The 19,076-nt window shown below is 62.4% G+C and carries 20 protein-coding genes and 1 pseudogene; 7 read left to right on the top strand and 14 right to left on the bottom strand.

Annotated elements, in window-relative coordinates; translation table 11 throughout:
- Positions 1–168: 168 nt before the first annotated feature.
- Complete coding sequence (locus ACQW02_RS05790) at positions 169–1,038, bottom strand: squalene/phytoene synthase family protein (RefSeq protein ID WP_431284320.1); 870 nt, start codon at positions 1,036–1,038, stop codon at positions 169–171.
- 108 nt (positions 1,039–1,146) lie between these two features.
- Between ACQW02_RS05790 and ACQW02_RS05785 the strand changes: the two genes are divergently transcribed.
- Positions 1,147–1,785, top strand: coding sequence for a superoxide dismutase (locus ACQW02_RS05785; protein WP_431284319.1), 639 nt, complete (start codon positions 1,147–1,149; stop codon positions 1,783–1,785).
- 509 nt (positions 1,786–2,294) lie between these two features.
- On the opposite strand, the gene yajC is transcribed toward ACQW02_RS05785, so the two are convergent.
- Positions 2,295–2,636, bottom strand: a complete 342-nt coding sequence (gene yajC / locus ACQW02_RS05780) for a preprotein translocase subunit YajC (RefSeq protein ID WP_431284318.1) — start codon at positions 2,634–2,636, stop codon at positions 2,295–2,297.
- Between the two features lie 79 nt (positions 2,637–2,715).
- Between yajC and ACQW02_RS05775 the strand changes: the two genes are divergently transcribed.
- From ACQW02_RS05775 to ACQW02_RS05765, 3 genes and pseudogenes are all read left to right on the top strand, one after another.
- Positions 2,716–3,564 (top strand): ATP-binding protein, encoded by an 849-nt coding sequence (locus ACQW02_RS05775; protein ID WP_431284317.1) that lies wholly within the window; start codon positions 2,716–2,718, stop codon positions 3,562–3,564.
- 245 nt (positions 3,565–3,809) lie between these two features.
- A complete protein-coding gene (locus tag ACQW02_RS05770; protein ID WP_431284316.1) occupies positions 3,810–4,571 on the top strand; it encodes an FkbM family methyltransferase in 762 nt (253 codons plus the stop codon).
- A 161-nt stretch (positions 4,572–4,732) separates the two neighbouring features.
- A pseudogene (locus ACQW02_RS05765) lies at positions 4,733–4,840 on the top strand (transposase domain-containing protein); the annotation flags it as partial.
- Positions 4,841–4,878: 38 nt separating this feature from the next.
- Here the strand turns inward: ACQW02_RS05765 and serS are convergent.
- The 11 genes from serS to ACQW02_RS05710 all read right to left on the bottom strand — a co-directional run bounded on the left by serS (position 4,879) and on the right by ACQW02_RS05710 (position 15,889).
- Positions 4,879–6,159, bottom strand: a complete 1,281-nt coding sequence (gene serS / locus ACQW02_RS05760; protein ID WP_431284315.1) for a serine--tRNA ligase — start codon at positions 6,157–6,159, stop codon at positions 4,879–4,881.
- Positions 6,159–6,917, bottom strand: coding sequence for a twin-arginine translocase subunit TatC (tatC, locus tag ACQW02_RS05755; RefSeq protein WP_431285867.1), 759 nt, complete (start codon positions 6,915–6,917; stop codon positions 6,159–6,161). The genes serS and tatC overlap by 1 nt, the downstream gene beginning before the upstream one ends.
- A 77-nt stretch (positions 6,918–6,994) precedes the next feature.
- Positions 6,995–7,603 (bottom strand): Sec-independent protein translocase protein TatB, encoded by a 609-nt coding sequence (tatB, locus tag ACQW02_RS05750; protein ID WP_431284314.1) that lies wholly within the window; start codon positions 7,601–7,603, stop codon positions 6,995–6,997.
- A gap of 73 nt (positions 7,604–7,676) precedes the next feature.
- The gene (locus ACQW02_RS05745) at positions 7,677–8,756 is read right to left on the bottom strand and encodes an ABC transporter ATP-binding protein (protein WP_431284313.1); all 1,080 of its coding nucleotides are present in this window, start codon (positions 8,754–8,756) and stop codon (positions 7,677–7,679) included.
- Complete coding sequence (gene scpB / locus ACQW02_RS05740; RefSeq protein ID WP_431284312.1) at positions 8,753–9,376, bottom strand: SMC-Scp complex subunit ScpB; 624 nt, start codon at positions 9,374–9,376, stop codon at positions 8,753–8,755. Before scpB ends, ACQW02_RS05745 begins: the two co-directional genes overlap by 4 nt.
- Positions 9,366–10,127 (bottom strand): segregation and condensation protein A, encoded by a 762-nt coding sequence (locus tag ACQW02_RS05735; protein ID WP_431284311.1) that lies wholly within the window; start codon positions 10,125–10,127, stop codon positions 9,366–9,368. The genes scpB and ACQW02_RS05735 overlap by 11 nt, the downstream gene beginning before the upstream one ends.
- Complete coding sequence (locus ACQW02_RS05730) at positions 10,124–10,819, bottom strand: site-2 protease family protein (RefSeq protein WP_431284310.1); 696 nt, start codon at positions 10,817–10,819, stop codon at positions 10,124–10,126. Before ACQW02_RS05730 ends, ACQW02_RS05735 begins: the two co-directional genes overlap by 4 nt.
- Complete coding sequence (gene nagZ / locus ACQW02_RS05725) at positions 10,819–11,829, bottom strand: beta-N-acetylhexosaminidase (RefSeq protein WP_431284309.1); 1,011 nt, start codon at positions 11,827–11,829, stop codon at positions 10,819–10,821. The genes ACQW02_RS05730 and nagZ overlap by 1 nt, the downstream gene beginning before the upstream one ends.
- Positions 11,830–11,840: 11 nt before the next feature.
- On the bottom strand, positions 11,841–12,422 hold the full coding sequence (locus ACQW02_RS05720) for an SPOR domain-containing protein (RefSeq protein WP_431285866.1): 582 nt from the start codon (positions 12,420–12,422) through the stop codon (positions 11,841–11,843).
- A 295-nt stretch (positions 12,423–12,717) separates the two neighbouring features.
- Entirely contained in the window at positions 12,718–14,556 is a 1,839-nt protein-coding gene (locus ACQW02_RS05715; RefSeq protein ID WP_431284308.1) for an arginine--tRNA ligase, read from the bottom strand.
- 163 nt (positions 14,557–14,719) lie between these two features.
- The gene (locus ACQW02_RS05710; RefSeq protein WP_431285865.1) at positions 14,720–15,889 is read right to left on the bottom strand and encodes a deoxyguanosinetriphosphate triphosphohydrolase; all 1,170 of its coding nucleotides are present in this window, start codon (positions 15,887–15,889) and stop codon (positions 14,720–14,722) included.
- Between the two features lie 117 nt (positions 15,890–16,006).
- Between ACQW02_RS05710 and ACQW02_RS05705 the strand changes: the two genes are divergently transcribed.
- The 3 genes from ACQW02_RS05705 to ACQW02_RS05695 all read left to right on the top strand — a co-directional run bounded on the left by ACQW02_RS05705 (position 16,007) and on the right by ACQW02_RS05695 (position 17,862).
- The gene (locus ACQW02_RS05705) at positions 16,007–16,363 is read left to right on the top strand and encodes a HesB/IscA family protein (RefSeq protein ID WP_431284307.1); all 357 of its coding nucleotides are present in this window, start codon (positions 16,007–16,009) and stop codon (positions 16,361–16,363) included.
- A 42-nt stretch (positions 16,364–16,405) separates the two neighbouring features.
- Positions 16,406–17,176 carry an exodeoxyribonuclease III gene (xth, locus tag ACQW02_RS05700; RefSeq protein WP_431284306.1) on the top strand — a complete coding sequence of 257 codons (771 nt, stop codon included), beginning with the start codon at positions 16,406–16,408 and terminating at the stop codon, positions 17,174–17,176.
- An 89-nt stretch (positions 17,177–17,265) separates the two neighbouring features.
- On the top strand, positions 17,266–17,862 hold the full coding sequence (locus ACQW02_RS05695) for a fasciclin domain-containing protein (RefSeq protein WP_431284305.1): 597 nt from the start codon (positions 17,266–17,268) through the stop codon (positions 17,860–17,862).
- A 41-nt stretch (positions 17,863–17,903) separates the two neighbouring features.
- On the opposite strand, the gene ACQW02_RS05690 is transcribed toward ACQW02_RS05695, so the two are convergent.
- Entirely contained in the window at positions 17,904–19,073 is a 1,170-nt protein-coding gene (locus ACQW02_RS05690; RefSeq protein ID WP_431284304.1) for an acyl-CoA dehydrogenase family protein, read from the bottom strand.
- Positions 19,074–19,076: the final 3 nt, after the last annotated feature.

Genomic DNA, 19,076 nt, shown 5'->3' with positions numbered 1-19,076 from the left:
GCCAGCCGTGGCAACGCCCTTCCCAAGACAGACGCGTAGCCGCCCAAACACGCCGTCAAATGATCGACGGAGCACCGTGAGCATGTCTGATTCGGCGCGATGCCTCTGAAACAAGGGCATCCCGGTCGTGTTCTGGCCAGAGCGGGTCCCATTTACGACGCCGGGCGATCAGCCTCCACCTTCCCGATGGCCAGGCAGACATCCCCCTTCGGCTACGCGAAGCGGCCGAACGTGAACGCGTCCGCGAATGCCCGCCATCGCAACGGCCAGGCGGTCAGCAACGCCACGTGGCGCAGCGACGGCGCGCCCTGCTGCAAGTGCGACGAGGTCACGCCGCGCCAATACAACCAGCAGCGCTGCCGCCAGCGCACCGCCTGCCACGGTGCAACACGGCAGCGCTGCCAGCGCGGAACGCGCCAGATCTCGCAGCACGGGACCTGCGACACTGGGGTCCACCATGACGCTGTGCGGCGACAGCCCATGTCTGGCCAGTGCATCGACCGGCAGCAGGCAGCGCCCCTGGGCGGCATGGGCGCCAACGCTGCGCAACACGCCGGCCTGCCCATAGGCGGCGCCCATCGCCTCAAGACACGGCATCACGGTCCCTGGGGCTGCCAGGACGCGCCCGGTCAGCACCGCCAGCCCGCCCGCCGTACCACGCAGATAGGCACCGAAGGCGACGCTGCTCGAGATGCCATCCTCGTCGATCTCGATTTCACGGGCGTCAATCAGTGCCGTAAGCGCCTCCGCAGGAAGCCTCCCGGCACGGATTGCCGCATGAAGCGGCTCGGCCACCTCATGCCGGCGCGGCGCGGCGCCCGCAGCGGCTTCGGCCACAGCGTCTCGCCACCATTGCAGCCTGATGAGGGCAGCCATTGGATTGCGCGCAGCCGTGCGCGCCCGCGCCAACTCGTAGTTGAACGCCATCAAAAGACACAAGGTTTCCCGCACTGCGGCAGGCGCGAAGAGGGTGCAAAGAAAGCGATCAGGATCCGCTCGGCGGGCGAATGCCATGATCGGCGATATGTCACGGGGCATGTCGCGACTTATCCCAAGGTCTCGCATTGCACCATCTTGGACGACCGGTTGACGCTGCCAGGACCTCCCCCTACCTCGGTTTAGCCTTTGGCATCGGAGACACCGCACATGGCTTTCACCCTCCCCCCCCTTCCCTACGACCCTGGCGCGCTCGCGGCCTCCGGCATGTGCCAGGAGACGCTGGAACTTCATCACGGCAAGCATCATCAGGCCTATGTCACCGCGTTGAATGGGCTGATCGAGGCCAAGGGCCTGGCCGGCAAGAGCCTGGAGACCATCGTCGCCGAAGCGGGGCGCGCCGGCGCCGATGGTCTGCCGGTGTTGAACCAGGCCGGGCAACATTGGAATCACACCCTGTTCTGGCAGGTCATGAAGCCCGGTGGCGGCGGTGACAGCTTGCCAGCGAAGATCGGCGCAAAGATCACGGCCGACCTCGGTGGCTTGGCGCAGTTCAAGGAGGCCTTCAAGCAGGCCGGCGTCACCCAGTTCGGCTCCGGCTGGGCCTGGCTGATCCTGGACCCGAGCGGCAAGCTGAAGGTCACGAAGACGCCGAACGGCTCCAATCCGATCGCGACCGGCGAAGGCACGCCGATCCTCGGCGCCGACGTCTGGGAGCACGCGTATTATCTCGACTTCCGCAACGTGCGGCCGAACTACCTGCAGAACTTCCTGGACAAGCTGATCAACTGGGAAGTCGTGGAATCCCTGATGGAAAAGGGCGGCCTGTCCAGCGGCCAGACGGCCTGATCCGCTTTTGAAGTTTCTGAGCGTTTGGGCCGCCGGCGAGAGCCGGCGGCCCTTCGCATTTCAGGGGTCCTCGAAGGTTAGATGCCGCGGTGCGGCACCGAACGCCGCGACGGGGCCCGCGAGTGCTGCAGGCCAGGGTGCCCGGCGTGGAGGCACCTGTAAAACCAATGATCCATCCCGTGTCAGCAGCAGGAAGACCCGCGCCGCCGTCACATCGAAGCCGAAGAAAACGCCATCCGTCGAACATCCCGCTTCAAGGCAGGCGTGCGCGAAAAGGTAACGCCCGTCGGCGAGTGCGATCGGGGGGCCAGGAGCACGCAAAGCAGCGGCCAAAGCCCGTTGGTGACCTCCCGAGACCTGGCGGAGCAATGCACCCACATCGGGATGCCCCGCCAGCGCTAGGACAGGACGACCGACATAGTAAGACGGCGCTTCGTCCGGCTCCCCCATCGCGGGCGTGGCGGCGCAAAGCAGCAGAATCAGTAGCCGGCGCACGGCCGATCAGTCGTTCACGCCTTTACCGGCGTCGTGTCGTTGGCGGCCTCGGGCCGAATCACACTGGCGATGGTCCCGCGGACGATCTGCACCTTCACGTTCGGTGCGATCTCGACCTCGATCTCTTCAGAGCCTTCCTTGACCGAGGCGATCCGCCCAACGATGCCGCCAGAGGTGACGATCTTATCGTTGCGCTTCAGCTCGCCCAGCATCTTACGATGGTCCTTCATCTTCTTTTGCTGAGGCCGAATGAGCAGAAAGTAGAAAACGACGAAGATCAGGATCAGTGGCGCGAGCTGCATCACCATGCCACCGGCCCCGGCAGCGTCTTGGGCGTAGGCAGGCGAGATGAACATGGGATGGAGGCTCCAGCTTGTGAGGTTTCGCGGCGGAACCTAACCTCAGGCCCCTTCCCGTCAATCCTGGAATTCTGCCTTGGACTCGCTTCTGCTTACCCGAATCGCCGAGGCACTCGAGCGACTCTCCCCGGTGGCCCCTCCGCCGCCCTCCCCTATCGGGGCCGACGCCTTTGTTTGGCACCCGTCGCCTGCTCGCCTTTCCCCGGTTCAAAAGGTCGCGGCCGTCGACATCGGGCTTCTCAAGGGTATCGAAAGCCAGAAGGCACTCCTGGTGGAAAACACCATGCGATTTGCTCGGGGACTGCCAGCGAACAACGCCATGCTATGGGGCGCGCGCGGCACCGGCAAATCATCGCTTGTCAAAGCAGCACATGCGTCGGTCATCGCCGCTGAGCCAGGCAGTATTTCTTTGATTGAGATCGCCAGGGAGGATATTTGCACCCTGCCTGAGCTGTTGAATCACTTGCGAAATCACAGCAAAAAATGTTTGGTTTTTTGCGACGATTTATCTTTTGAGCGCGAGGACGCAGACTACAAAGCTTTGAAATCAGTTCTCGACGGGGGAATCGAAGGCAGGCCGAAGAACGTCATTTTCTATGCCACGTCAAACCGTCGCCACCTTATGCCGCGTGACATGATCGAAAATGAAAAATCGAGCGCAGTAAACCCAGCGGAGGCAGTAGAGGAAAAAGTTAGCCTCTCCGATCGATTTGGTCTGTGGATTGGATTCCACAATTGCGATCAACCCACTTTCTTCGCGATGGTGGAATCTTATGCAACCGCTCTAGGCATCCAGGTGGACCCCGACACGCTGCGCCGGGAAGCACAGGCTTGGCAGGTCGGTCGCGGCGCCAGGTCGGGACGTGTGGCCTGGCAGTTCGTTTTGGACTTGGCCGCGCGCCACGGCGTGAAGGTTGATTCTTAAACCGGTAGGGGCGTGGAAAGTGCCTCGCAGCCCACGCACGTCACGTTGCGGTCGCCTGCCATCCAGCATGTGCTCCGACCGCATGCGTGATGTGACACGCGAGAATCAATAGGGTGGCGAGCATGGGTACTGCGATCCGTCTCCTTCGCCATCTATGGGCTCATCCCCTTGCTGGCAAAGCGCCGTGGGCTGCCTTGTGCCGCGTTTTGCGATGGCAAGTGGCATCCCGTGTTGGCGGGATGCCGATGATTGGCCGCTACGTCGGTTCAACGCGCCTGATCCTGCGACGCGGCCTGTCGTCCGCCACAGGTAGCTACTACGTCGGACTGACCGATCCAGGAGAAATGGGCTTCCTTTTGCATCTCCTTCGGCCCAACGACCTTTTCATGGACGTCGGTGCGAACATCGGTATCTACACAGTGCTCGCGGCAGGCGTCTGCGGTGCGACGGTTTGCGCAGTGGAGCCCGCAAACGCGGCATTGCCGCATCTGGCGGACAACCTACGATTGAATGAAATCGAGGCTTTGGTGACCACCCATCCCGTCGCGCTTGGCGAGATAAATGGCACTGCACGGCTTTCCGCGGGGCTGGGCACCACAAACCGCATCATATGCCACGACGTCCCCCAGGAAGCGGCCACCGTGGCGATGAGCACACTCGACGCCCTTCTTGGCGGAGCGGTTCCCCTCCTGCTGAAGCTGGATGTTGAGGGGCACGAGGCGCAGATCCTTCGAGGCGGTCCGCGGACTCTCTCCGCGTCCACCCTGCGCGCTGCTATTATCGAAACCAACGGCAGAGGTGCCGTCGACAGCGGCGGCGACTCGGTCGTTCATGCCGCAATGACGGAGGCAGGTTTCTCCGCCGCCGTTTACGATCCGACACGGCGTTCTCTGACGCTGCTTCAGAGTCCGACATTTCCCAACACGCTGTACGTACGCGACTGCAAATGGCTTAAAATGCGACTAGCTGAAGCTGCTAGCTACGAGGTATTGGGCTGCCGCTATTAGGTGGCTGCTGAAAAATCCCTCGCGGCGTTGATTTTGACGCGATTCTCTATCCCTGGCACTTGCCTGTGACGGTGCGCGATGCCTGGATCGGATCAGTTTGGCGCGTGGGCCTTGTTCAGCCATGCTGGAGTTGTCCCCGTCAAACCGGACAGTCGAGAGAGTTGGCCGACGTGCTCGCCAGGATCGCCGACCACCCGGTCTCCCGGCTGGACGAATTGCTGCCCTGGAACTGGAAGAGCGGCCAGGCCAAAGACGCCGCTGTCGCATAACTCTCACCGCGCCGCCGCCCTCGGCGGATGCTTACGTCTCACACGGCCTTTCCGGCGGAGATCCGCTCCATTCCGCCCATCCACGCCCGCAAGACCGGCGGAACGAGGACACTCCCGTCCGCCAGTTGATGGGTCTCGAGTACCGCAATCAACGCCCGGCCAACCGCCACGCCACTACCATTCAACGTATGGACGAATGCCGTTCCTTTCTGCCCATCCGGGCGGAAGCGCGCGCCCATGCGCCGCGCCTGGAAATCATGGCAGTTCGAGCAAGATGATATTTCACGCCATGCCCCCTGCCCCGGTAGCCAAACCTCAAGATCGTAGGTCTTGGCAGCCGAGAAGCCAGTGTCGCCCGCGCAGAGCAACACTCTACGCCAAACCAGCCCCAATGCGGTCAGCACCGCCTCAGCGCATGTCGTCATCCGCTCGTGTTCGGCTTCACTCTCGTCCGGCAGAGTGATCGACACCATCTCGACCTTTTGAAACTGGTGCTGCCGCAGCATTCCGCGCACGTCGCGGCCGGCGCTTCCGGCTTCCGCGCGGAAGCAAGGCGTCAATGCTGCCACCCTGATGGGCAGTTCCGACTTCGCCAGGATCGCACCGGCAACCAGATTGGTCAGCGGGACTTCGGCTGTCGGGATCAGGAAACGCCCGTCCGTGGTCTGAAACAGATCGTCCTTGAACTTCGGCAACTGACCGGTGCCACGCACCGCCTCCGGGTTAACCAGAAGCGGAGGGGCAACTTCCATATATCCGTGATCTTCCGTCTGCAGGGAAATCATCCATTGGCCGAGAGCACGCTCAAGTCGTGCCAGTAGGCCGCGCAAAACGGTGAAACGACTGCCAGAAAGCTTTGCCGCCCCAGCGAAATCCATGAAACCCAGGGCTTCGCCGATGTCAAAATGCTGACGCGGCGTGAAGCTCCACTCCTGCGGAGCACCATGCTGGTGCACGACCACATTCGAACGTTCATCGGAACCATCCGGCACAGCCGGATCCAGCGCGTTTGGCAGCTCCTCCAGCGCTTCGGTCAGAGCGGCCTCGCTCACCGTCACGGCGGTCGTGGACCCTGCCTCATCCGCCGCGATCTCGCTGATCAGCTTATTCGCTGCGTCGTGGTCACCCGCAGCCTTCAGGCTGCCAACATCGCGGCTGAGGGCATTCCGTTTTTGCCGCCAGGCTTCCGACCGCGTGATCGCTTCCCGCCGGGCATCGTCAAGCGCCAGAAGCAATGCGGCTGACGGCGAAAGCCCACGACGCGCCAAATCAGCGTCGAATCTGACGGGATCCGACCGTACCGATTTGATGTCGTGCATCAGGTGTTCTCTTTCTCACGCTTCGCTTTGTCGCGCTCCATCATGACCGCAGCAAGAATAGATATTTCGTACAGAAGAATGAGCGGTATCGCGAGACCGATCTGGCTAATAATATCTGGCGGAGTTATGATTGCCGCCACAACAAACATGCCGACAATCGCGTATCGACGCCCCTTCTTCAGTCCATCCGCGCTAACAATGCCAACTTTCGCCAACAAGGTCAGCAAAACTGGAAGCTGAAATGCGATACCAAACGCCAGAATCATATGCATGACCAGAGACAGATACTCGCTAACTTTTGCCTCAAGTTGCACCGGCAGCGCATCGCCGCCTGGTGGCGTTTCAAATGATATAAAGAATTTCCAGGCGAGTGGAAAAATGAAATAATATGCAAGAGCAGCGCCAGCGACAAAAAGAAATGGCGAAGCAACAAGAAAGGGCGTGATCGCCCGCTTCTCACTCCGATAAAGCCCTGGCGCGATAAACAACCAAAGCTGCGTCGCCCATATTGGAAAAGAAATAAACGTGGCGCCAAAAAAAGCGACTTTTAGATAAGTGAAGAACGCCTCATAGAGAGCCGTAAAAATCATCCGACGCTCGCCACCACCTTGCTGATGCAAGATATCGGCCAGCGGCTTTGCAAGAAATCCATAAATCGCGGATGAAAAATAATAGCAAATCCCAAAAGAAATCAGAAATGCGCCAGCCGACCACATCAGCCGCGTACGCAACTCCATGAGATGCTCGAGCAGCGGCATCGGCTTGTCGTCGATGGTGTCTTCCGGGTCGCGCGGCACAGTCTATCGTCCTGTCGTTCTCGGGATACGCGCGTTGATCAGGTAGGCGGCGAAACTGCGGCCGGCCGAACTGTGGCGTTCGCTGTTGTTGGCGATGAAAGGTCTGTAGCGGCGGGCATCGCATCGGTGCCCACCGAGGGGACATTCATGTCCGGTGCAGCCGAAGGGACGACGCCAGGCGGGACAAAGGCGGGCGCATCATCCAGCTTCGGTTCGGTCGCCGCAGGACGCTGAATATAGGGCGCAGTCGCCGCTGCAACGCCTGGCGGCACAAAAGCCGGAGCGTCAGCGCCCTGGATCGCATCATCGCTAGCCGGCGGCGTCCAGGCCGGTGAGGGCGGCAGGGTATCTGGCGACAGCGGATTCTGTGAAAACGTACTTCTTAGGTCACCGTCGCGATCAACAGCTTTTTCGATCTGTCCCTTGATATCGAAATTACGGATCTCGTTGATCGACTGCCGGAGTTCTTGCACCCCGGCGTCTTTGGCGACCTCGTCCACCTGCGTTTGGAACTCGCCCGCCATGCGCCGGAGCTTCTGAATCGCCCGCGCGACGCCCTTCACCGCATCAGGCAGGTCCTTCGGCCCGATGACGACGAGTGCCACGACGGCGATCAAGGCGATCTCTGACCAAGCTAGGTCGAACATGCGCTCCTACGGGGCTGAGAGTCTGAGGCCGGGGGTTAGCAGAAGCTGGGCCCTTCGCCAATGTGGGGTGCAGTCACCTTGGCGGGGAGGCCTCGGCACGTATGAATTCCGCCTGCTTGATCTCAGGTGGGAATGCGAAAGCACGATCCGGATCGGCGGACAGGTGAACGCGCGCCCCACGCGGCAGGACTGTCCCGGCCGGCAGCCGCGCGTGGACATGGTGCACCCCACCGGCCCCGTCGACGACCGTCAAATGGACGAGCGTCGTGGCTCCCAGCATCCGGCACGCGTCCACTTCAGCCAACACGCCCGTTTCAGCCAAGCCAAGCCCCTCCGGCCGCCAAAACACCTCGGCCCCGCCGTCAGCCAACCCCGGCGCCGGGACAGCGCCCAGCGCGGTCACAGCGACCCCGCGCGTCACCAGAGCCGGCAAGCGATTGACCTCGCCCAGGAAGGTCGCGACAAAACGCGTCACTGGGCGAAGATAAAGATCAGCAGGAGTGCCCAGTTGCTCGATGCGGCCATCCCGCATCAGCGCGATGCGGTCTGCCATGAACAAGGCCTCCTCGGCATCGTGCGTGACCAACAGCGTCGCGATCCCGGCCTCCTGTAGGACGTGAAGTGTGTCGTCGCGCACCTGCTCTCGAAGCCGCGCATCCAGGCTAGCGAAGGCCTCGTCGAGCAGGAGGACCGCCGGACGGGGCGCCAGCGCCCGCGCGAGCGCCACCCGCTGCTGCTGCCCCCCCGATAGCGTATGGGGCCAAGCCCGCGCGAAATCCGCCAACCCGACCCGCGCCAACGCCTCCTGAACACGCGCTCGCCGATCGCCCCGCCCAACACCTCGCAGCCCAAAACCGACGTTGTCGGCGACGGTCAGATGCGGAAATAAGGCGTAATCCTGAAACACGAAGCCGACAGAGCGCTTCTCCGGGGCAATCTCCCGCCCAGGCTCGGCCACCCGCCGGCCCGCAATATCGATCATGCCCGTCTGCAACGGCTCCAACCCGGCAACCAGACGAAGCATTGTCGTCTTGCCGTCGCCCGATGGGCCGAGCAGGCATACAATTTCGCCAGCAGCGACGGTCAAGTCGACGCCACGGAGAACCTTCCGCTCTCCATAGGCGTGATGCACGCCCGTCAGGGCCAGCGTCATTGCGGCTTCGGCAGGAGGCTGCCGGCGCCCGGCAGCAGATCTTCGCGCCGCGGAAGGTCGGCCAGGCTGGCAAGACCAAACTGCGAGAGGAAGGCGGGCGTTGTACCCCAAAGGGTCGGTCGGCCAGGTGCCTCCCGCCGCCCCTTGGGAGCAATCAACCCCATGTCCAGCAACGCATCCAGCGTGTTTTGAGAAAGCGCAGAGCCACGGATGTCCTCAACATCGGCGCGTGTGCATGGTTGGTGCCACGCAATAATCGCAAGCGTTTCGATCGCCACGCGACTCAAGCGCCGCGGGACCTCAACAATCCGGGTTAGCTCAGCCGCGAGATCTGGTGCCGTACGGAACGCATAGCCCCCGGCGATTGCCACGGGGATAACACCCCTCCCCGCGTAACGCTCTCCCAGGGCAGCCAAAACCTCCCGCGCGGACACGCCATTGGGAAGAGCGTTCTGCAAGTGACTCAGAGGCACCGGTTCGCTGGACGCGAACAGGAGCGCTTCAGCAATCCGCAGCGCCGGTTCGGGCATGGCGTTTCCCGCGTCGCTGCCCGGATTGGTTGGCACTAAATCCGCGATCGGAGCGCCGTCGACACCAGCGCTTTCGGCTTCAGGCTGCATGGGACGCCTCATTTTCCCGCAATTTCAGCATGATGGGTCCGAATGCTTGCTCCTGGCGAATGTCCAGCCGCCCGTCACGCGCCAGTTCCAGGCTGGCGATCAAGGTGCTGGCCGTCGCCGCTCGTTGTTCGAAGGGATCCAAGATTCCGTCCGGCAGAAAGCGCGAAAGTATCGCCCAGGACGGCATTCCTCCCAACAAACCGGCTAGGCGTTGGACGGCTTCCTGCACGGTCCAAAGGCGACGGGGCTTTGGGCGATAGGGACGCCGCGCGGCAAGGCGACGCAAGACCGCCGAATAACCGGCCAGGAGTGCCGGCAGGTCGGCCGAAATGCTGTTGCGATCTTCCACAGTGAACGATTCGGGGGAGCCCCGCGCCCAGACCTCTTGCCCAAGCTGTGGTTGGCGATTGAGCCAAAGCGCTGCCTGCCGCATACGCTCCAGTTCCAAAAGGCGCTCCGCCAATTGACCCGCAAGGGCCTCCGGCGTCACCGCATCTTCATCCGCCTCAATTTCGGGAACAAGCAACCGCGACTTGAGCCACGCCAGCCACGCGGCCATCACGAGCCAGTCGGCTGCAAGTTCCAAGCGGAGCGCATGTGCGTCCGCGATGACGAGCAGATATTGATCGACCAGCGCAACGATTGAAAGCTTTGCCAAATCGACTTTCTGCGCACGAGCAAGATCGAGCAGCAGATCGAGTGGCCCCTCATAGCCATCCAGGCGCACCGTCATGGTGGGATCGGCCGTCACGCGTGACCTGCCAGCATCAAGACGGCCCTGAACGCGGCTGCGACCACATTTCTCAATGCCCAACCCACCGGATCCCACCCGCCGGGGAGTTGCGGCAAAACAACCAGGGCGAGAAGGACGATCAGCAGCCCAAACCTCTCCATCCGCGCCAAGGGCAGCGCGAGCGCAGCCGGCAGTACCCCGACAAGAATGCGACCGCCATCCAATGGCGGTATGGGCAGAAGGTTGAACAAGCCAAGCAGCAGATTGGCGAATATGAACAGGACCAGGAAGCGCATCAGCCAGTCTGCGACATCCAACGGAATAGCCGGCGCCACCCACTGCAAGGGGTGCGCCAAAAGGGCCGCCAAGAACGCGAGGACGAAATTCGCTGCGGGGCCCGCCGCAGCGACACGGACCATTCCCCATCTGGGGTCGCGCATCCGAAACGGATCGACCGGAACCGGCTTGGCCCAGCCAAAGAGCGTCTCGACACGGCCGATCGCCAGCAACTGAGACACCACCAGAAAGCCGGGAAGCATCAGCGTGCCCACAGGGTCCACATGTCGCAGCGGATTCAGTGACAGGCGCCCGTTCTCCTTCGCCGTCGGGTCGCCTTCCGCCAAGGCGGCGTAGCCATGCGCCGCTTCGTGCAGGGTGATGGCCAGTATCGCAGCCAGGATTGCGGCCGAGACCTCGGGCAGCCAGTCCATCACGGCGCGCGCGCCGTGGGATCGTCGCTTCGCGCGAAGGGACCAATGGGCCAGTTGGCTGCACCTGTCGTGCCGCGGCATCGTGCCGCAATGATGCGCTGCGCCGAACGTTCGGTAACGCGAGGGCAATCCACAAGCAATGACCGTGTTTCGGCGATCATGCCTGTGCAATGAAGGACCAGATCGCAACCAGCGTCCAATGCTGACCCTGCCCTACGGTCGGCGAGCCCCGCGAGCGCCCCCATTGCGAGGTCGTCCGTGATGAGCACACCATCAAAGCCAATCTCGCCGCGAACAACCTCGTCAATAATTCGGCGGGAAAACGTCGCGCAATGATCCGCATCCCAGGCCGGATAAAGGATATGGGCCGTCATCGCCCACACCCCCGCACCCGCCAGCGATTGGAACGGGATGACGTCTCGACCAAGGACATCCGTTGCGGCCGTTACGACCGGTAGTGCCTCGTGGCTATCGGCCAAGGCCCGGCCGTGACCCGGGATGTGTTTCATAACCGGAACGCAGCCCGAATGCCGCAAGCCCGCGACAACCGCGTGTCCGAGGCGAGCGACCTCATTCGGATCCGCCGAGAAAGCGCGATCGCCAATCACGTCATGAGCGCCCGCCACGCGTAGATCGACAACGGGGGCGCAAACGACGTCGATTCCGGCGGCGTTGCAGACAGATCCCATCGCTGCCGCACTCTCAAATGCTGCCTCAGCCACCTGCCCTTCGAACGCGGCAACAGGTGGAAATGCGGGCCATAGCGGCGGACGAAGGCGCGCAACCCGACCGCCTTCCTGATCCACGAGAATCGACGCGTCAGCGCCGATGCATTCTCGAATCGATGTCGTCAGGGACAGGAGCTGGGCGGGGGTCTGGATATTTCGCCGGAACAGAATGATTCCGACGGGAGGATGGGTGGCGAAGAGTGCTGCTTCTTCGCGCGCCAGACTGGGTCCCGCGATACCCACCACGGCTGCCCGCTGCTCAAGGTGATCAAGCATGGGCATGCGGGCGCTGCTCAACCGCCAACAATGCTGCAAGCGCCACCACGCGCCTTGACACGATCACAGAACGCCCGCGCAGCCTCTGCATCGGCAAGTCCCGTCGCGCGAAGGCGGTACAGCGTCGGCTGCCCCTCCCTGGGGAAGGCCGAAATGGTCGGCTGCCGCCCCTGAAAGTCAGACGGCAACAAACGCGTAAGCCGGTCCCATTCGGCCCGTGCGGCCGTGTCCGATGACAGTGCGCCAAGCTGTACCACGGAACGGCCCGCCGGCCGCGGCACGGCAGTACGTGGTTGCGCAACGGTCGAAGCGCTCTCAACAGGGGCGGTTTGTGGCGCGCGTGCAGTTCCGGCTGGAGCACCGGCGGTAGCAGCCCCCGATGCCGCGGGTTGGGATGCTACGGTCGGCGGCTGAGACGGCGGCGCACCGGCTCGCTGCGCCGGTCCTGTCGCCGGCGGCGGGCTGGCCTGCTGGCGAAGGCGCGCGAGGTCTGGCGACTCAGACTGCGGCGCCAGAGCCGCGGACCGACCTTGAGCCGCAGAATCTCGCTGACGCGCATCGCGATTGAAGATCAATTCGCCCTGATTGGGCACCTGCATACCGCCAGGCTCGGACGGACGCACGCGCATCGGGCGTGGATCAGCCTCAACGAGCGGCACCGATCGCGTGCCGGTCAACCGACTGACGCCGAACACCACAGCCAAACCCACACCGGCCACAGCCAGGATGGCCGCTGCGATCATCAACATTCGTCGAGATGAGCCGAAGCCCGCCCCATCGCCCGAAGATCGAATGCGATACGATGGAATGGGTACGTCGCTCACGGAAAACCCCCTGGCACGCCGTCACGCGCAACCTTTTGCCCCAAAGTCAGGTCGCTCAGACGCGCCGGTGTCAGCGCATCTCCTCGACTGGTTCGACACCCATCACGGAAAGCCCAGATCGGATAACCGTCGCGACCGCCGCCACAAGCGCCAAACGGGACCGTGTGACCTCAGGCTCCTCCTCGCGGATAAACCTCAGTGTCGAATCGTCCCTACCTCGGTTCCACAGTAGATGAAAACTCGACGCCAAGTCATGGAGATAGAAGGCAATCCTGTGGGGCTCTCGCGCGATCGCCGCCTGTTCGACGATCCGCGGCCAGGCCGCCATGCAACGGACAAGGTCCAGTTCGGCCGTATCAACCAACAGGCCCACCGGCGCGTTGGTGAGGTCATGGGGAAGTGGATCACCAGCCGCCCGCAGAACCGACCGGCAGCGTGCGTGCGCATACTGCACGTAAAAGACCGGGTTATCGCGTGATTGCTCAGTAACCTTGTTCAAATCAAAATCCATCTGAGCATCGGATTTTCGCGTCAGCATAGTAAAACGTACTGCATCGCGCCCGACTTCATCGATCAAATCGCGTAGAGTGACGTAAGTACCCGCGCGCTTGCTCATACGGACGACTTCGCCGTCCTTCACGACCTTGACTATCTGGCAAAGGACCACATCCAGGGGAACCGTACCGTCTGACAGGGCGGCAACCGCGGCCTGCATTCGCTTGACATAACCGCCATGGTCGGCCCCCCATACTTGTACGAGCGCCTGCTGACCCCGAAAGATCTTGTCGGCGTGGTTTGCGATGTCATTGGCGAAGTAGGTGTTGGAGCCATCCGATTTGAGCAGTGGCCGATCGACGTCGTCACCAAAATCCGTAGAGCGGAACAAGGTCTGCGACCGCGGCTCCCAGTCATCGGGAACTTTGCCTTTCGGCGGTTCCAGAATGCCTTCGTAGATCAGGCCCTTTGCATTCAGGACTGCCATAGCCCGAGAAACACCCCCGGCCGCGACCAATGCGGCTTCAGAGATGAACACGTCGTGCGACACGCCCAAGGCCGCCAGGTCGATCCGGATCTCGGCCATCATGGCGTTCACCGTAAATTCCCGGCAGATCGCCAGCCTTTCCGCGTCCGGTGCGGCACGGTCGACGGGCAGAAGCGCTAGCCCATGCTTCGCCAACAAATCTTCGCCGATTGGGATCAGATAATCTCCTCCATACTGAAGAGAAATATCGAACTCCCGTTCAACTTGGGCACGAAAATCCGCAGATTCGATAATGCCCCCGCTATCCGATCGGCCAATATATTCGAATTTTTCGTTCAATACCGCCGGAGAAGCGCGCATAATAGATTCAAGATAACGCCAATATGCCGCCCAGGCCAATGCATTCACTTGAGCGCCCGCATCATTTATGTAGTATTCTTTAGTTACCGCGTAACCCGCCTTCGCCAGCAATCGGGCCAACGCGTCGCCAACCACGGCACCTCGGCAGTGGCCGACGTGCATGGGACCGGTGGGGTTCGCTGATACGTATTCGACATTTACGGCTTTGGCCGCGCCGAGAACGCTGTCGCCATAAGCTTCGCCGATGCGGAGCACGGTCGGGATCTGCGTGAGCAGAAATGACGCCGGCATTCGCATGTTCACGAACCCTGGCCCCGCGACCACCGCCGATTGGATATCGGCATAACCGCGCAGCACCGCCGCCAGCGCGTCCGCCAAGGCTCGGGGTGATTGCGCGGCCGGCTTGGCGCAGACCAAGGCAGCGTTGGTCGCCATATCGCCATGCGATGAATCGCGAGGCGGTTCGACCTGGATCCGCCCCAACACTTCGGGCGGCAAGCCCGGGTGCAGGGACAATACGGCTGCAATCACCTGATCGCGGATCGCGGCGAAAATATTGGCTGTCATGCGCCTCCCCTTAGCGGACGTCGCGGGATGCGCGAAGTACGGCTCGCAAAATCGCCCCCTCGGACGTGGGCCGGTGTCACCCGCAGCGGGCGGGAGAGCCTAGAACGCCGGCTGGCTGAGCTTGGCAGCGTGCCCCGTCACGCACCGCCCGGGCCAGATCGATTCACCCAGGCACATCCGGATCGGTGAGCCGACGATTCTCTTCAAGCGCGAACCTGTCCGTCATGCCGGCGATCCAGTCACAGACCGCGTGCGCACATTGCGCACTTCCAGCCTCCCCTGCCCGGACCTGCCATTCCGGAGGGAGCATTTGCGGCCCGCCATGTAACAAGCTGAAGAGTATCTGAACGACACGCTTGGATTTTTGGCTCGTGCGATTCACGCGCCAATGCCGATACATCCTGTTCCACAAGAACTCACGAAGGGGCGCGTTCAGCGCCAGCATGGCGGGGCTGAACGCGACCACCGGGCGCGCTGCGGCACGGATCTCGTCGACGCTTTTCGGTGCCAGGGCCGCGATACGACGCGTTGCCTCGTCAACCACGTCGCCCACCATCCGGTTGATGACCCGGCGTATTGCCTCCGGCGCCAATCGATCCGCCGCCATGTCGGGCTGACCGCGCCGGGCATCGGCCAGCGCCTCACCGAACAAGGGGAGCTGTTCGGCTTCGTCCAGAGAGAAAAGGCCTGCCCGGAGCCCGTCGTCGAGGTCGTGGTTGTTGTAAGCGATATCGTCGGCGATTGCGGCAACCTGCGCCTCTGCGCTCGCATGCGAGGACAGGTCGAGTGGGTGGCGCGCATCATAGGCTGCTATGTACGGAGATGGCCGGCGCAGCGGACCGTTATGCTTGGCCAAGCCTTCCAAAGTCTCCCATGTCAGGTTCAGGCCTTGGAAGGCGCCATACCGGCTTTCGAGGTGGGTTACAGCCTTCAGGCTCTGCGCGTTGTGGTCAAATCCGCCGAAAGGCTTCATCGCGCCATTCAGCGCCTCCTCGCCAGCGTGGCCGAAGGGCGGATGCCCCAGATCATGGGCCAGAGCCAAGCCCTCCGCCAGATCCTCATCGAGCCTCAGCCGGCGCGCGATGGCCCTGGCGATTTGGGCAACCTCAAGACTATGCGTGAGCCTCGTCCGGAAGGCGTCGCCCTCGTGGTAGATGAAGACTTGCGTCTTGTACTGAAGGCGCCTGAAGGCCGTACTGTGAATGATACGATCTCGGTCGCGCGCGTAAGGGCTGCGGGAAAGGTCCGCGGCTTCGGGGTGAAGCCGGCCACGACTCTGGTCAGAGCGGACGGCCCAGGGGGCGATTTGGGCCAGGCCGGCTGAAGGAGGCATCGCCGCATAGGGTGCCAGCAGTCGCTCGAGTCCCGCAATGCGGCATCGCCCGTCGGGCTCAACCCTTTGATTGGGCGGAGCCATACCCTATGTCTCTCAACGAAGGAGTACATCGCCATGTCTGACGGCTTGGAGGACGCGACGGCCCGGCCGACGTTCCGCGCAACGCCCCGTGCCATCGCCGAGGCTGCATCGATCGCCGCGCGCGAGGGAAAGCCAGGCGCACGGCTGCGCGTCGCGGTCGAGGCCGGCGGCTGTTCGGGCTTTCAGTATCGCTTCGAACTGGACGAGGCGGCGCTCGCCCCCGACGACCTCCTTGTCGCGGATCGTGTGGTGGTTGACGCTACATCTCTTGATTTACTGGCAGGGTCGGAACTTGACTGGACGAACGCACTCATCGGCGCCCACTTCGCGATCACGAACCCCCTCGCCACCAGTGGCTGCGGCTGCGGCGCCTCCTTCTCAGTTGGATGACCGCCGCGTGACGGTCCGCCGCGATGTGGCCGCCCGCCTGCCATGCTGATTGCCACGTTCAATGTGAACTCCATCCGTCAGCGGATCAGGCACGTCCACCGTTTCTTGGAACGACACAAACCCGACGTGCTGTTCCTGCAGGAACTGAAATGCAAGACTGAGGAGTTTCCTGGACTTGAGCTCGCTGAACTGGGGTATCGCGTCCACGCGATCGGCCAGACTGGCGGACGAAATGGCGTGGCGGTCGTCGCGCGCATTCCTTTCACGGTTGTCGCAGAGGCGCTGCCGGGCGACCCGGAAGACAGCCAGGCCCGCTACATCGAAATCGCAGTGCAAGGCATGCATTTGGGCGGGCTGTATCTGCCGAATGGCAATTCGGGCGGTGATGAAGGCTACGGCTACAAGCTGCGCTGGATGGAACGGCTCAGGCTGCTTGCCCGGGCGCGGCTATTGGCTGATCAGCCATTTGCGCTGCTCGGAGATTTCAATGTTTGCCCAACGGATGCCGACCTGACACCAGGCGTCCTGAAGCCGACCGATGCGCTGATTCGCGCCGAAACGCGTGCCGCCTGGCGCGCACTCGTACACTTGGGCCTGACGGACGCGCTTCTTGCGACCCATCCAGTCGCACCACCTTGGACCTATTGGGATTATGGCTCTGCCTTCGACACGAATCGTGGTCTGCGCATCGACCACGGCTTATTGTCGGCTGATCTGGCAGAAAGGCTGATGTCGGCAGAGGTGGATACCAAGGCCCGCAGCGAAGAACAGCCATCCGATCACGCACCGGTGATCTTCGGCCTTCGGGACTGAAACGCGCGAATGGCAACCACGGAGGAGACACGGCGTTAGGTCGATACAGGCAGTGCGTGTCGCACGGCCCATTCGATCTGGAGTTTGCCATGACCAACCGTGGGTTTCATCGACGCATGCTGCTCGCTGCCAGCGCCGGGCTGCTGGCATCCCCCGCCATTCTACGCGCACAGACGGCTCCTCGCGATCTCGCCTCCACGTTGTCCGGGAACACCGATACCGCCAGATTCGCCGAGATCGTGGAACGAGCGGGGCTCGGTGACCGTCTCCGCGGCACCCAGCCGCTGACAGTTTTCGCACCGAGCGCCGCCGCATGGCAGGCGGTTCCAAGTCAGCTGATGCAGGATCTGCTCGGCGGGGGCGGGCAAGGCAGCAGCGCAAGCTCCGCCGACCCCGTCAGGTTGGCAGCTTTGGCTGGAATCCACATGCTTGAAGGGTCGCGCATGTCCGCGAGCCTCCGGGACAAGATGGAGGATGTCCGGAGCGTGAATGGCGGGTTGGTCCGCGTCGACGGACGGGCGGTACCGATGACAGTCGCCGTCGCTGCCCCCGAAGGCGGTGTGCGTGGCAACTTCCAGACCGGCGTGGGCGGCTTCAACGTTCAGCCGCCAGCCAAGGTCACGATGGCCGACATCATTTGTTCAAATGGCGTCATCCACGTGATCGACGGCGTCCTGCTCCCATAACGACACATAAAGGCGCGCCGGGAAACCGGCGCGCCTTTACCTTACCCAGGCAAATCGAGAACGTTCTTGGCGATGATGTTGCGCTGAATCTCGTTGCTTCCGCCATAAATGGTGGTCGGCCGCGCGTTGATGAAAATGCCCGCAGGATGCAAATCCCGGTTGCCGTCCATCGGTTCGAGCAGCCCGGCGTTCTCTCCCGCGACCTCCAGGAGTGCATCGGAAATACGCTGAAAGAGTTCCGACTGGATCACTTTCAGCATCGAGACATCCGGCGGCAGGCCCTCACCACGACGCAGGCGCTCGACGTAGGTTTCGTAAAGCGCCTTCAGATCTTCCAAATCAAGCCAGAGACGTGAAAAGCTGTCCTGGAAGGACGCGTCTTCCGACACGCCCATGCGCTCCCCAAGCTGCCGTAGGCGTTGCAATGCATAGGCCGATTGCTTGGGTGATCCGAGGTGTATGCGCTCGAAGCCCAGCAGCGCCTTGGCCATCGTCCAGCCTTTATTGGCCTCGCCGACCAGGTTGGCTGCCGGGACACGCACGTTGTCGAAGAACACCTCGCAGAATTCGTCGTGCAGATCGAGATTCACGATGGGTCGAACGGTAATGCCGGGGCTATCCATGGGAACCAGCAGGAAGGAAATACCCTCCTGCTTCTTGGCAACTTTGTCCGTGCGCACCAGCAGGAATATCCAGTTCGCATCGCTGCCGAGCGTGGTCCAAGTCTTCTGACCATTGACGACGTAGTGATCCCCGTCAAGTACCGCCTCTGTACGCAGGGACGCCAGGTCCGATCCGGCATTTGGTTCCGAATAGCCTTGGCACCAGACGTGTTCACCCTGAAGAATCGCAGGCAGAAAACTCTTCTTCTGTTCCGGCGTCCCATATTTCAATAAAAGGGGGCCGATCATCACGATGCCCATATCGTTCGTCCGAGCACAGCCGTAACGCTCGAATTCTTCGATCAGGATGATCTGTTTGGTCGGCGACAGCGCCATGCCGCCCCATTCCCGCGGCCAGCCCGGCGCAAGCCAACCCTGCGCTGCCAGGATCATGTACCAGGCCTTGTTCTCCGACCAATGCAGCCGCTTGGGCGGATTACGTATCTCGGCCGGGTAGTTGGCTTCGACGAAGCGCCGAACGTGAAGTCGGAACTCGTGATCCGGCAGGAGGTTGAGATCCTCCGGTGGCGTGCCAGCGATCGCGTTCATGCC

The sequence above is a fragment of the Humitalea sp. 24SJ18S-53 genome (assembly GCF_050632385.1).
Classification (GTDB): Bacteria; Pseudomonadota; Alphaproteobacteria; order Acetobacterales; family Acetobacteraceae; genus Humitalea.
Note: the sequence above shows the minus strand (reverse complement) of the source record. Positions and strands in the feature narration are given on the sequence as shown.